This is a genomic window from Allotamlana fucoidanivorans (assembly GCF_006265225.1).
GTDB lineage: Bacteria > Bacteroidota > Bacteroidia > Flavobacteriales > Flavobacteriaceae > Allotamlana > Allotamlana fucoidanivorans.
On sequence record NZ_VDCS01000008.1, the window covers coordinates 1 to 14,647 of the forward strand.

At 34.2% G+C, this 14,647-nt stretch carries 12 protein-coding genes and 1 tRNA gene; 11 read left to right on the top strand and 2 right to left on the bottom strand.

From position 1 onward, the window contains the following. Positions 1–577: 577 nt before the first annotated feature. A tRNA-Leu gene (locus tag FGF67_RS08840) sits at positions 578–659 on the bottom strand. Positions 660–803: 144 nt separating this feature from the next. On the opposite strand from FGF67_RS08840, the gene FGF67_RS08845 reads away from it, so the two are divergent. From FGF67_RS08845 to pth, 3 genes are all read left to right on the top strand, one after another. Beyond that, positions 804–1,745 carry a ribose-phosphate pyrophosphokinase gene (locus FGF67_RS08845; RefSeq protein ID WP_139696870.1) on the top strand — a complete coding sequence of 314 codons (942 nt, stop codon included), beginning with the start codon at positions 804–806 and terminating at the stop codon, positions 1,743–1,745. Positions 1,746–1,784: 39 nt separating this feature from the next. Beyond that, positions 1,785–2,405 carry a 50S ribosomal protein L25/general stress protein Ctc gene (locus FGF67_RS08850; protein ID WP_139696872.1) on the top strand — a complete coding sequence of 207 codons (621 nt, stop codon included), beginning with the start codon at positions 1,785–1,787 and terminating at the stop codon, positions 2,403–2,405. Between the two features lie 136 nt (positions 2,406–2,541). Next, positions 2,542–3,108, top strand: a complete 567-nt coding sequence (gene pth / locus FGF67_RS08855) for an aminoacyl-tRNA hydrolase (RefSeq protein ID WP_139696874.1) — start codon at positions 2,542–2,544, stop codon at positions 3,106–3,108. A gap of 9 nt (positions 3,109–3,117) precedes the next feature. Here pth and FGF67_RS08860 read toward each other — a convergent pair whose 3' ends face one another. Further along, entirely contained in the window at positions 3,118–5,811 is a 2,694-nt protein-coding gene (locus tag FGF67_RS08860) for a zinc-dependent metalloprotease (RefSeq protein WP_139696876.1), read from the bottom strand. Positions 5,812–5,895: 84 nt separating this feature from the next. Between FGF67_RS08860 and FGF67_RS08865 the strand changes: the two genes are divergently transcribed. The 8 genes from FGF67_RS08865 to FGF67_RS08900 all read left to right on the top strand — a co-directional run bounded on the left by FGF67_RS08865 (position 5,896) and on the right by FGF67_RS08900 (position 14,624). Next, positions 5,896–6,834 (top strand): bifunctional riboflavin kinase/FAD synthetase, encoded by a 939-nt coding sequence (locus FGF67_RS08865; protein WP_139696878.1) that lies wholly within the window; start codon positions 5,896–5,898, stop codon positions 6,832–6,834. Between the two features lie 73 nt (positions 6,835–6,907). Then, complete coding sequence (serS, locus tag FGF67_RS08870; protein WP_139696880.1) at positions 6,908–8,179, top strand: serine--tRNA ligase; 1,272 nt, start codon at positions 6,908–6,910, stop codon at positions 8,177–8,179. Between the two features lie 553 nt (positions 8,180–8,732). Next, on the top strand, positions 8,733–9,161 hold the full coding sequence (locus tag FGF67_RS08875) for a hypothetical protein (protein WP_139696882.1): 429 nt from the start codon (positions 8,733–8,735) through the stop codon (positions 9,159–9,161). Positions 9,162–9,196: 35 nt separating this feature from the next. Then, positions 9,197–10,975: a tetratricopeptide repeat protein gene (locus tag FGF67_RS08880; RefSeq protein WP_139696884.1), complete on the top strand. Its 1,779-nt coding sequence runs from the start codon at positions 9,197–9,199 to the stop codon at positions 10,973–10,975. A 10-nt stretch (positions 10,976–10,985) separates the two neighbouring features. Then, complete coding sequence (locus tag FGF67_RS08885; RefSeq protein ID WP_139696886.1) at positions 10,986–11,309, top strand: DUF4286 family protein; 324 nt, start codon at positions 10,986–10,988, stop codon at positions 11,307–11,309. 86 nt (positions 11,310–11,395) lie between these two features. Continuing rightward, the gene (gene rsmA / locus FGF67_RS08890; protein WP_139696888.1) at positions 11,396–12,169 is read left to right on the top strand and encodes a 16S rRNA (adenine(1518)-N(6)/adenine(1519)-N(6))-dimethyltransferase RsmA; all 774 of its coding nucleotides are present in this window, start codon (positions 11,396–11,398) and stop codon (positions 12,167–12,169) included. A 50-nt stretch (positions 12,170–12,219) separates the two neighbouring features. Beyond that, entirely contained in the window at positions 12,220–13,596 is a 1,377-nt protein-coding gene (gene mgtE / locus FGF67_RS08895) for a magnesium transporter (RefSeq protein WP_199240676.1), read from the top strand. A gap of 92 nt (positions 13,597–13,688) precedes the next feature. After that, entirely contained in the window at positions 13,689–14,624 is a 936-nt protein-coding gene (locus tag FGF67_RS08900) for a 2-hydroxyacid dehydrogenase (RefSeq protein WP_139696890.1), read from the top strand. Positions 14,625–14,647 lie beyond the last annotated feature (23 nt).

A 14,647-nucleotide genomic window follows, 5' to 3' on the forward strand; every position in this document is an offset into this window, starting at 1 on the left:
AGGGAGGGATAACGATGATTTTTTAACTTAATTATTATACTTATCATTTTGGTTTTATAAATTCTGGTTACAATATAATAACTTTCTTACAATGTATCAAAAGGATTTTTAATATCCATTAAATTAGTTGAAGATACATGTGTAAAATGTATTGCTTCAACACCTATGTCGTTTTCGTTTTCTGGATGTAATAATGTCATTTTTTAACCAATTATTCGTCTCAGATAAATTTCGCTAAATATTGCCTTTTTCACACTTGTTTTTCCATTAGTTTTATTTCATCATTTCGTTTGAGATGAATTTATTAATTATTTTAATATAAAAATTATGAGTTTAAATTCAGATTAAGATTACAGTCAAGAAGAGCTTGACAATCATGCAAATCAATTAAATCCTGAAAATGACGCTTATTGGTCATCAAGGGAGTAGTTAAACAAACCGTAGCATTAAATTGTTACGGTTTGTTTGTTTCGAAAATTAATTAAGAATATCGACATGTTTTCGGCAAAAATTCGGCAAAAAAATGAAATAAAAAACCGTAAAACGCTGTTTTTTAACGAATTACGGTTTTATCAAGTACTCAAGGTGGGAATCGAACCCACACTTCCGAAGAAACTGGATTTTGAATCCAGCGCGTCTACCAATTCCGCCACTTGAGCATTTCGGACAGCAAAAATATATATTTTTTCTAAATTATTCACAAAAATACTAGGCAATATACTTTTTAGGTTAAAATAAATCCATAAATTTGCACCTCGTTTAAAATAAGCTGGTGTTTCGCACTAAAAAACAATACGTTAACTATGCCAATTGTTATTACCGAAGCTAAAATTTTTGCTTGTACCCAAAGTAAAGTTCTTGGTGAAAAAATCGCTAAAGCCTTTGGGGCCGAATTAGGTAATGTTATTACTTCTACATACAGTGATGGAGAATTTCAACCATCCTATGAAGAATCTATTCGCGGTACTCGCATTTTCATTATTGGGTCTACCAATCCAGGACCTGAAAATTTAATGGAAATGTTATTAATGATTGATGCTGCTAAACGAGCTTCAGCAAGACACATTACAGCTGTTTTACCGTATTTTGGGTGGGCAAGACAAGATAGAAAAGATAAGCCACGTGTGCCTATTGCTGCTAAATTAGTGGCTAAAATGATTGAAGCTGCTGGGGCTACGCGAATTATCACCATGGATTTACATGCGGATCAAATTCAAGGCTTTTTTGAAAAACCAGTAGATCATTTGTTTGCATCAACTATTTTCTTACCATATTTAAAACGGTTAAATTTGCCTAATTTAACAATTGCCTCACCAGATATGGGAGGGTCAAAAAGAGCTTACGCTTATTCAAAGGCCTTACAAAGTGATGTCGTAATTTGTTATAAGCAACGTGCTAAAGCCAATGTTATTTCGCATATGGAATTGATTGGTGATGTTACTGGTAAAAATGTAGTGCTTGTTGATGATATGGTTGATACTGCGGGTACTTTAACTAAGGCCGCCGATTTAATGATGGAGCGTGGTGCGCTTAGTGTAAGAGCTATTTGTACACACCCCATTTTATCAGGTAAAGCGTATGATAATTTAAATAACTCAAGATTAGAAGAACTTATAGTTACAGACTCTATTCCTGTAAAGCCATTAAGTGATAAAATTAGAGTATTAAGTTGTGCTGATTTGTTTGCAGAGGTAATGGAAAAAGTACACAACAACAAGTCTATCAGTTCAAAATTTGTGATGTAAATCACTTGAATAAAGAATATTAATTTAATATATATATAAATGAAATCAATTACAATCAACGGATCTCAAAGAGAAAGCGTGGGCAAAAAAGCAACAAAAGCCTTACGTAATGCTGGTCAGGTTCCTTGCGTATTATACGGAGGAGATAAGCCAGTGCATTTCTCTGCACCAGAATTAGCTTTCTCTAAACTTGTATACACGCCTAATGCGCATACAGTTGTAATTAACTTAGAAAGTGGTGAAACATTTAATGCTGTATTACAAGACATTCAATTTCACCCGGTAACAGATAATATTTTACATGTAGATTTCTATCAGTTATTTGAAGATAAAGAAATTGCATTAAATATTCCTGTAAACTTAGTTGGTAACTCTAGAGGGGTTAAAAATGGTGGTGTGTTAAGAAAAAATCACAGAAAATTACGTATTAAGGCACTTCCTGTTAACTTACCAGATTTTATAGAAATAGACATTACACCTCTTAAAATTGGAGGAAAAGTTTATGTAGGTGATTTACCAAATGAAAACTACACCTTCTTGCATTCAGATAATACCGTAGTATGTCAAGTGAGAACATCTAGAAATGCTGTGGCAACTGATGATGATGAAGAAGAATTAGAAGAAGGAGCAGAAGCACCTGTGGCTGAAGCACAAGAATAGATACATTCTTAAGTAAAATATGAAGCATCCTAAAATATTTTGGGATGCTTTTTTATTTTTACAAAAACAAATGTAAATGGGGTCATTTTTTATGAGGTTTTTTGCTTCAAACTGTCATGAACAAGGAATAAAAGTTATGAAAAAGTTTTTAATTGTAGGTTTAGGAAATATGGGGGCTAAATATGAAAATACGCGCCATAATATCGGGTTTAAAGTGTTAGACTATTTTGCATCTCAAGAAGGGTTGTCATTTGAAACCCAAAAGTTGGGTGATGTTACAACCTATACTTTAAAAGGAAGAACATTTATTTTCTTAAAACCTAATACTTATATGAATTTAAGCGGAAAATCCGTTCAGTATTGGTTAGCCAAAGAAAAGATACCATTAGAAAATCTTTTAGTTATTACAGACGATTTAAATTTGCCCTTTGGCAGTATACGATTAAAAACTAAAGGAAGTGATGGCGGACATAACGGACTTAAAGATATTCAGGATAAATTGAATACCACAAAGTATAACCGTTTTAGGTTTGGTATTAGTGATGCTTTTAGCAAAGGCAGGCAAGTGGATTATGTTTTAGGAGAATGGACCGAAGAAGAATCGGAAACCTTAAAAGAACGATTAGGAACCTCGATTGAATTAATTAAGTCATTTGTTTTAGCAGGTGTAAATAATACCATGAATGCATTCAATGGTAAGTAATAGCCTTCTTTATTTAATTATAACTCTTTTGGTGAATTCTTTTACACCATTTGATATTTTGAGAATGTACATGCCTGAAAATATATTTTGCAATGTCACATTTTCTTCAAAATTTGTACTACCATTATACGTTTCTTGATATACCAATCTATTTCTAAGATCGTATAGTTTTATATCCACATTGTTTTTTGTAGGGTTGTATAGCTGAATAGTAAATTCACCTGTATTCGGATTAGGGTAAAGAACTAATTTGTTAGGGTCTCCAGGTTCTCCAATATCTAATAGTGTTTCAGTGGTTTCACATATTTCAACAAACCAGGAGTTAAGAGTGCCTTCGTCTCCAGCTTCGAAATCACCTAGTTGTATAGTCCAGTTTCCTGAAGAGTTTTTGTTATTAAACTTGGCTAGCAAATCATTGAACGATTTGGCTGATGTATTTAGTGAAGCACTCAGGCAATTAAGTAAAGGAGCCTGATCGTCAAAAATGCTAATCAAATTTTCTTCATTACCACAGTCGCTCGGTGATTTCAAAAGTACTATGGTGTTGTCAGGGCCTTGCACTCTTATGCCTAAATCTCCAATATAAGAATGCGTAATGTCTAAGCCTATATTTATATCTGTAATTGCTTTTGCGTCACCTATATTAATGGTATGCGATTGAGTAAAATCTTTTCCATTATCTGTAATATTGATGCCTAAATTAGGAGCTGAACTATATTGGGTACACGTTTTACTTACAATATAATTTATAGCAAAATCTGTGGTATTAATAGCAAAGAAGTTATTGTTGGTTGGCTCAATTAAAATTCTGCAATACGGAGCAGGTAAATGAGGTACCGTGATAATATGACTTCCATCATTGGGGGTGTTTGATGCCAAAGTATGTTCATAAGTCATACCACCGTTTGTAGATAATAGTATGTTAACATTTGAGGCTCCAGATAAGTTATTTGTATTGTTTACGTTCCATGTGATGGTTTCATTAGTGCCACTTTCCCAAAGAATATTGGGTGTGTTCTGTGAGGTTATACTAAACGGGCCATATGCAGAACTAAAGGTCACACGCATGTCGTCATGCGCATTATTAGCGCCACCTGGTCTATTATCTCTAACAGTAAGTCTGAAATCTGCGGTTCTATCTACATTTGGCACTTTTTCCCATTGGGTAGCATTAATACCAAAGGTTAAATCTTCCAAATTAGGAAAATACCTAATATTGCTTTCTGTTGGCGGATAAGACCTAAATAATACCGAATTTGAATTTGAGCTATTAGGATTGGGGTATGTTGTAACTGCATCATCTTCATTAAACTGTTCCCAACAGTACGTGAGCTGATCACCGTCTGCATCTGAAGCGTTTCCTACTAATTTAAAAGCGGTTCCAACAGGTAAAGTTAAATTAGAACCAGCATTAACAGTAGGTGTAGAGTTACCTGTGTTTTCAGTAGAAGGGCATGTGGTGGTCTTAATAAAAGTTGTAATTTGTTGTAAAGAAGCGGCATGAAAATAAGGGTCACTATGTCGTTGTACATTGGTAGAGCCTGTGATACCCGCATAAGCCATAATGGTTGATCCGCCACCAGGTTCCATTTGCGTATTTGTGCCTTCACTACCATCATGCGTCCAAGTATGGGTAGCACCAAATTGATGCCCAATTTCATGGGCTACAAAATCTAAATCAAAATTAATACCAGCAGGCGAAGGACTTGTGGAAAACCCAGAGCCTTTATGGTTTTTATCAGCGTAAGACCCTCCGTTATTACATACACACCCTATGCACCCTGCATCTCCTGTGCCATTGCCAGCACCATCATCAATACCACCAAGCAAATGACCTACATCATAATTAGCTTCTAAAATTTCTGTATCTAAGGTTGTGGCTAGTTGGGTGTTATAATTTCCTAAATTGGTATAAGGATCGGTACTCGGGTTTAAGTAAATCACCTTATCATTATTAGCCACTAATTGCAGAGAAACATTAAACTCATTTTCAAAAACCGCGTTAATATTGGTTAAGGTAGCGTTAATAGCAGCGTTAACAGAGGCTAAGGAACCTCCATTAAATTGTCCATATTCACCAGTAACAGAAAGCGCTATTTTATAAGTACGTTTTATGCTGTCATCAGCGTCTTTTAACTCGTCTTCCTTAAGTTGTGTTTTGAAAAAGGTATTAATGCGTTCACAAAGAAAGTTGCCTTGTGCTAAGTTTGCCTTGTGTATCACAACAATTTGATTTAAGTTATTGGCAGCAGCTTCAATAACCGTGGTGTTACTGGTGCCTAAAACAACTCCAGATAAACCATTATATGGCGATATACTAAAGCGCAGATAAGCCAACGGATTGTCTATACCATAACCTGTGTATGATTTTATATGGGGGTATTTAGCTTGTAAATCTGGATGCATAACAGAGGTCTCTTCAATACGGAAACGCTCAAAAGTCCCATGAGCATTAGGGAAACTTAATATTAAATCAGATGTTTCCGTAGTTTTACTGGTCTTATTAGATTGCGTCAATGCTTGAGTAAGGGTTTGTAAATTAAATTGATAAACGAGACCTTTGTTGCTGGCAGTTTTATGGGGCTTCGATTTTAAAAGTGTCTTGGTTGTTGCTATTTTTGTAAAGTAATTATCTTGAGCAAAACCTGAAAATAAACTTAAAAGTATTGCAGTTGTTAAAACATAATGTAGTTTTGCTTTCATAAATACGTTTTTCGAGGCTAATTTTAATATCAAATATAGCAATTCTAATTATTTAACCTGGTTTTATTTAATTGTACACTTTGCATGAGAAAGGTAAAAAACTTAGAGCATTATAAGGCTTCAGAGGCTACTGTGGTAACCATTGGTACGTTTGATGGGGTGCATATTGGACATCAAAAAATAATAAAACGGCTTATAAATACAGGAAAAGTAGAAGGTTTAAAATCCGTAATACTTACGTTTTTTCCACACCCAAGAATGGTCTTGCAAAAGGATTCTAATATCAAGTTAATAAATACCATTAAAGAACGTCATGATATTTTAGATGCTTTAGGCTTAGATTTTTTGCTTATTAAAAAGTTTACCAAAGCCTTTTCAAGACTATCTGCTGAAGATTTTGTGAAAGATATTTTGGTAGATAAAATAAATGCCAAAAAAGTAATTATTGGCTATGACCACCGTTTTGGAAGAAATAGAAATGCTGATATCAATGATTTAAAAGTTTTTGGAGAAACTTATGGTTTTGAAGTGGAAGAAATTTCAGCGCAAGATATCAATGAGGTCGCTGTAAGTTCAACCAAAATAAGAGCTGCTATAAATGATGGCGATATTCAAAAAGCGAATAAATATTTGGGCTATGATTTTATGCTAACGGGTGAGGTAAGTCAAGGTAGAGGTTTGGGCAAGCAATTAAATTTTCCAACGGCTAATATTGTTATAGAGGAAGATTATAAAATTATTCCGAAGCAAGGCGCTTATGTTGTGTATGCCAAAATAAATGACCTAACGGTATATGGCATGATGAATATTGGTATGAACCCAACAGTGAATGGGAGCGAGCAAACTATTGAAGTGCATTTTTTTGACTTTAATTCATCTATCTACGGAGAAATTATTCAAATACATTTATTAGAACGCTTAAGAGATGAGCAAAAATTTGAATCGGTTGAGGCTTTAAAAAAACAACTCGCTAAAGATAAAGAGACTGCTTTAAAATTCATCTCAAGCCATAAGCCGTCTTAACGGTTATTTTACAATAAAAACAAGAGCGATTATCTTGTTAATTCCTTAAATTTGTCGCTTAAATTTTCAAGACATGTTACAAGTTGCTTTTATTAGAGAGAACAAAGATTTAGTAATTGAGCGCTTAGCAAAGCGAAATATTGATGCACGTCAAATGATTGATGATGTTATTGCGTTTGATGAAGCAAGACGAAGCTTACAAGCAGAACTCGATAATACCTTGGCCGAATCAAACACTTTATCAAAAGAAATTGGAAATTTATACAAATCTGGGCAAGCTGAAAAAGCCAATGCCCTTAAGCAAAAAACGAGTGAATTAAAAGAGTCATCAAAAGTACTGGCTGAGTCATTAAATGCTAAAGCAGATGCTTTAAATGAACTACTTTATAAAATTCCCAACGTGCCCAATGCCATAGTTCCAGCTGGTAATACAGATGAAGATAATGAAGAGGTGTTTAGTGCGGGCGAGATTCCTAAACTCCATGACGAGGCTTTGCCGCATTGGGAATTAGCTAAGAAATATGATATTATTGATTTTGAATTAGGGAATAAAATCACGGGAGCAGGTTTTCCTGTATATAAAGGCAAAGGCGCACGATTACAACGGGCTTTAATAGCCTATTTTCTTGATAAAAATACGGCTGCCGGCTACACCGAATTTCAGTTGCCACACTTAGTCAATGAAGCCTCTGGTTTTGGCACGGGGCAGTTACCTGATAAAGAAGGACAAATGTATCATGTAACAGGAGATAATCTATATCTTATTCCAACAGCAGAAGTGCCAGGTACCAATATTTTTAGAGATGTGGTTTTAAGTGAAGCAGAATTACCAATAGGTATAACAGGTTACACGCCATGTTTTAGAAGAGAGGCAGGAAGCTATGGCGCTCATGTGAGAGGTTTAAACAGATTACACCAATTTGATAAGGTTGAAATTTTACGTGTAGAACACCCTTCAAAATCTTATGAAGCACTAGATGGGATGGTAGATCATGTGAAAACCATTCTTGAAGAGTTAAAGTTACCATACCGAATATTGAGATTATGTGGTGGCGATTTAGGGTTCACCTCTGCATTAACTTATGATTTTGAAGTGTTCTCAACAGCACAAGACCGTTGGTTAGAGATATCATCTGTTTCAAATTTTGAAACATTTCAAGCCAACCGCCTAAAACTAAGATTTAAAAACAGTGAAGGTAAAAATGAGCTGGCTCACACTTTAAATGGAAGTTCATTAGCACTACCTAGAGTTTTAGCTGGCATATTAGAAAATTACCAAACCGAGAAAGGTATTGTTATTCCTGAAGTGCTACAACCGTACACTGGTTTTAGTATAATTGATTAAACTAGTAAAAATCTTACAAATCAATAATCTTTTTTATCAAAAACATCGATTAAATGCGTGTTTTGGTTGATACATGACATTTTTAGGTCGTTTTACTTGCATTTTTTAAAGATATTTTTCAAGTTAGCAGCACCAAATCTATTAAACCTGCTGACCATGAAGAATATTAAGCGTTTAGTACTGTTAATTGCTCTGATTTTTTTCGCTACAAAAGTGTTGTCCTCAGATTTCGAACTGGTTAAATCTGACGATAATTCAACTACAATAGTGAGTAAATAGGAATTCTGTTTTCATAATATCTCTTGATGCACAAAAAGATGTTTTTGAAATAAATAATTGTGATTTTTCATTAAATTAAAGACTGTCCCCAATCGAGTTTTTAATTAACGGTAGTTAATAGAAGAATAATTTTTTGGTTGGTTGATGCCCGAATTTTTCGGGCATTTTTTATTATAATATTAGTAAAATTAACGAAGTAAACCTATTGTAGTGCCTTTAACGCAACCAAATGGTAATTATGCTATCTAAGAGTATAATATAAATATACATTGACATGAAAAGAGTATTGACTTTATTTTTAATTGGAATAACATTTTTAAGCTGTTCAAATGATGATGATGACAATGAAGATTCAACGAACTGTGATTTTAAAACCATAATAAGTGCTACTCAATATGAAAATGCACCTTCAGATGAACTAACCATAAATAGTTTAGAGATTAACGGTAACTGTATGACGATTAATTTTAGTGCAGGTGGTTGTAACGGAAATACTTGGGAAGTAGAACTAATTGATTCTGGTGCTACTTTAAAATCCTATCCGCCTCAAAGAAATCTCAGATTATCATTAAAGAATGAAGAGTTATGTGAAGCATATATTACAAAAGAATTGACTTTTGACATTTCAAACTTACAAGATGGTGGAGGTAAAGTACAACTGAATGTAATAAACTCCGATAAGAGCATTTTATATGAATATTAAAAACAAACCATACTCAAATACGCTATATTTACCGTATGAGATTTGTTTTTTTCATTGGAGTACTACTTTTTTCAATAGCTGGGGTTACTCAAGAAGATATTCTTGCTAAAGAGTATTTTAAAAATGGTGACTATGAAAAGGCTTTATTGGAGTATAAGGCACTTTATGCAAAATCGCCGTCCAACATCAACTATATTAATCAAATTATAAGTACACATCAGCAACTAGAACAGTATGATGAGGTGGAAGCCTTTTTATTAAAGTTGATGGAACGTATTAACTATCCAGCTTTTTTTGTTGAAATAGGGTATAACTTTCAGTTAAAAAATGATTTGAATACGGCAAAAGCCTATTATGAAAAAGCGCTTGCCAGTATTGATGACCACGTAAATAATGTCTATGGCGTGGCACGTACTTTTCAAAATCATTCGTTGTTAGAAGAAGCTTCTTTAGCGTATGAAAAGGCCATGACAATAAATCCTGAATTTAATTTTAATTTACAACTGGCACAGATTTATGGGGAGCAGGGTAATATTGAAAAGATGTTTATAGGCTATATTAATTTTATTGAGTCTAATCCTGAGCAGTTAGGTAATATAAAGCGAGCCTTGTCCGATTTTATTACTGATGATGCGTATAGTGAAAATAATACCTTGTTCAGAAAAATTTTATTAAAAAAGTTACAGCAAGCACCTAATACGCTTTGGAATGAAATGTTAAGCTGGCTATTTGTTCAGCAAAAGGATTTCAAAAAAGCATTCACCCAAGAGAAAGCTATCTTTAATAGAGAGCAAGTAGGGTTAAATAGAATTGTTGATTTGGCCATTTCAGCCGGTAATGACAATCAAACAGATTTGGCTAAAACCATTTATACTTATGTGATTGAAATAGCGCCAGACATAGACACCCAACTACAAGCGCATTATGAGGCTATTCAGCTTGAAATTAAAGAGAGTTCAAAAGACCAATATAACACTATAAAGGCAAAATATTTAGATTTGTTTAATAGCTATGGTGAGCAAAGTAAAGCCTTGAAACTTAAAATTTCATATGCCCATTTTTTAGCGTTTTATATGAATAACACCAAAGATGCCATTTCCTATTTAGAAAAGACCCTAAAGCTACCACTCAATAAAATGGAGCAAGCACAGGTTAAACTTGAATTAGGCGATATTTTGGTTTTGAACGAACAATTTAGTAAAGCTCTTATTTATTATACTCAAATTCAACGCCATTTAAAAAATAGTACCATATCTCAAGAAGCTCGATTTAGGGTAGCTAAAACAAGTTATTATAAAGGCGATTTTAAATGGGCAGAATCTCAGCTTAAAATTTTAAAAGCATCAACGTCTCAACTTATTGCCAATGACGCGCTTGATTTGAAATTGTTAATTACAGATAATAAATATGAAGATTCGCTTCAAACGGCACTTAAACTTTATGCAAAGGCCGATTTGCTTGCCTTTCAAAATAAAAAGGAGGCTTCTATACAGCTTCTAGATAAAATTTTAGAAGACCATAAAACAGAACCCATTATAGCTCAAGCCTTATACAAACAGGCGCAATTGTATGAAGAAAAGTTTGTATTTGAAAAGGCTCTGGCTAATTATGAACGTATCATTACCAATTACAGAGATGGTATTTTAGCAGATGATGCGTATTTTCATTTAGCAACAATTTATGATAAGTACTTAAATGAACCAGAAAAGGCCAAAGCGATGTATGAAAAGATAATTTTTAATCACGCCGATAGTATTTATTTTGTTGAAGCGAGAAAACGATTCAGAACATTACGCGGAGATGCCCTAAATTAAAAAGAAAGCTATGTATATATATAATGTTACCGTAAATGTTGATGAATCAATTCATGATGAATGGTTGGTTTGGATTAAAGAGCATATTCCGCAGGTTTTGGGAACAGGCAAGTTTAATAAAGCCACTCTTACACGAGTTTTGGTAGAAGAAGAAATGGGAGGCGTAACTTACTCTATTCAGTATAAATCATATTCCCGTGAAGCATTAGATGCCTATTATAAAGAAGATGCAGAACGCCTTAGAAACGAAGGATTAAAAAAGTTTGCCGATAAGATGCTTGCCTTTAGAACAGAGCTTCAAATTATTGATGAATACACGGTGAATTTTAAGTAATACCGCTTAAAATTCCTGTCAAATTTTAAAAACTTATTTTTGTGTCCTAAATAATGCTTAAGCAAAGGTAAAATCTATTTAGACTCATGACAGTAAAAGCTAAAAAACATCTCGGTCAACATTTTTTAAATGACGAATCTGTAGCGCAGAAAATAGCAGATACCCTGTCGTTACAAGGCTATCAAAATGTTTTAGAAATAGGGCCAGGTATGGGCGTTCTAACCAAATATTTGGTTAAAAAAAACATAACAACCTATGTTATTGAAATTGATCCAGAATCTGTAACGTATTTAAAAGCCAATTACCTAAACTTAGCGCCTAGAATTTTAGAACAAGATTTTTTAAAGTATGATTTAAACACCGTATTTAAGAATCAACCTTTTGCTATCATTGGCAATTTCCCATATAATATTTCAAGTCAAATTGTTTTTAAGGCTTTAAAAATGCGTAACCAAATTCCAGAGTTTTCAGGAATGTTTCAAAAAGAGGTGGCACAACGTATTTGTTCAAAAGAGGGTTCAAAAATATATGGCATTCTATCTGTATTAACACAAGCTTTTTATGAAGCCGAATACCTTTTTACAGTACCGCCAAATGTATTCAGTCCGCCTCCAAAAGTAGATTCAGGTGTTTTAAGATTAACCAGAAAAGAAGATTTTAGCTTACCTTGTGATGAAACGTTATTTTTTAAGGTGGTAAAAACAGGATTTCAACAACGTAGAAAAACACTTCGTAACAGTTTAAAAACATTCAATTTATCCGATAATTTAAAAGCAAATAGTATATTTGGCAAACGCCCAGAACAATTAAGTGTTCAGGAATTTATTAAACTTACACAGTTGATAGCAGAGGATAGTTAATACATCTTTGTAGGTGATTTTGATGAACTCAAAATTCAGGATTATAGTACATGTCGGAAGAAAAAGAAAACATACAATTTCAATTAACAAATCAACTTGTTGAAAAAGTAGAGCAGCTTATTGAATCCCAAAATGATAAGGAGCTTAAAAAGGTTTTAGATGAGTTTCATTACGCCGATATAGCCGAAATATTAGATGAACTTAATTTAGAAAGCGCCGTTTATGTGATTAAGCTTTTAGATTCTGAAACCACATCAGATATTCTGATGGAACTCGATGAAGATAATCGTGAGAAAGTTTTAAAAAGCCTATCTGCCCAAGAAATCGCCGATGAAGTTGAAGAGTTAGATACCGATGATGCGGCCGATATTATTGCCGAATTGCCTGAGGAACGTCAACGAGAAGTAATTTCCAGAATTGAAGATGAAGAGCATAAAGCGGAGATTACTGAACTTTTAGCCTATGCAGATGATACTGCAGGAAGTTTAATGGCTAAAGAATTGGTAAAAGTTTATGAAACATGGACAGTGGCTGGGTGTCTGCGTCGCATAAGAGGGCAAGCTAAAGATGTGACTAGAGTTCATTCTGTGTATGTTGTTGATAAGGAAAATAAATTGGTGGGACGCTTATCGTTAAAAGATCTTGTGGTTGCAAAAAACGATCAAAAAATAGCCGATATATACATCTCAAATGTTGATTATGTTAATGTGAATGAAGATGTAGAGGAAGTAGCCCGATTAATGGCAAAGTATGATTTAGAAGCCATTCCTGTGGTTGAGAGTGATGACAATAAAGTACTGCTTGGGCGTATTACTATTGATGACATTGTAGATGTTATGAAAGAAGAGGCAGAAAGAGATTACCAAATGGCGGCTGGTATTACCAGTGACGTAGAGGCCGATGACAGCATTTTGCAACTAACGCGTGCTCGATTACCTTGGTTGTTTTTAGGCTTAGTAGGTGGTGTTGGAGCGTTTTTAATTATGGAAGGGTTTCAAGAAACATTTAGTACCTATGCTGTTTTGTTCTTTTTTACCCCATTAATAGCTGCTATGGCAGGAAATGTGGGTGTGCAATCAAGTGCTATTATTGTTCAAGGTTTAGCCAATGACGATGTAAAAGGAAGTATTAATAGCCGTTTGCTGAAGGAAATGCTACTTGCAGCATTAAACGGGGTTATTTTAGCCATGTTTTTGTTTCTTTTTGTTTGGGCAACAAAGGGTGAGATGAATACGGCTTTTGCTATTTCGGTTTCGCTGGTGGTGGTTATTATTGTTGCTGGTTTAATAGGTACTTTTGTTCCTTTGTTTTTAGATAAACGTGGTATTGACCCAGCCATAGCTACAGGACCTTTTATTACCACAAGTAATGATATTTTTGGCATTTTAATCTACTTTTGGATTGCTAAAATGATTTTAGGAATTTAGAATGCTCGGTTCGCTGGGCTTGTTTCAGTATCACATACTTTTTTACTTTTAACAATAAAATGCATCTTCAGAAAATGAAGATTTTATAACTTATGAAGATCCTTCACCTTGATACCAATCACGACCTTTTAATCAATCAATTGCGAGATCTTGGGTTTGCCAATGACGAAGATTATACTTCATCAAAAGTAGATATAGAAAAGAAAATTTCAAGCTATGATGGTATTGTAATACGAAGCCGATTTACTATTGACAAGTCATTTTTAGATGCTGCGACCAATCTAAAGTTTATAGGTCGGGTAGGAGCAGGTTTAGAAAATATTGATTGTGACTATGCTAATAGCAAAGGTATTACACTTATTGCGGCTCCAGAAGGTAACCGAAATGCCGTAGGAGAACATGCTTTAGGAATGTTACTGTCGTTATTTAATAAACTTAATAAAGCCGACAGAGAAGTAAGGGAAGGTAAATGGTTGCGGGAAGCTAATCGCGGTGTAGAATTAGATGGCAAAACAATAGGGCTTATAGGGTACGGTAATATGGGAAAAGCCTTTGCTAAGAAACTCCGTGGTTTTGATGTACAGGTGTTGTGTTATGATATTAAGGAAGATGTAGGTGATGAGAATGCAAAACAGGTTTCACTTGAAGAATTTCAAAAAAAGGTTGAGGTGGTTAGTTTGCATACGCCGCAAACTCCTTTGACTCTGGGGATGATCAATGCACAATTTATCAATGATTTTAAACAGTCGTTCTGGTTTATTAATACAGCTAGAGGAAAAAGTGTAGTGACTGCAGATTTAGTTGAAGCATTACAATCTGGTAAAATTTTAGGAGCAGGTTTAGATGTTTTGGAATATGAGAAAGCCTCATTTGAAACGCTGTTCTCGTCTGAATTACCAGAGGCTTTTCAGTATGTAATTCAGGCAGAAAATGTATTGCTTACGCCGCATGTTGCGGGGTGGACTGTTGAGAGCAAAGAAAAATTAGCCCAAACCATTGTAGATAAAATAAAAGCAAAATTTTGTTAACTTTAGTATCTAAAGTTTTACAA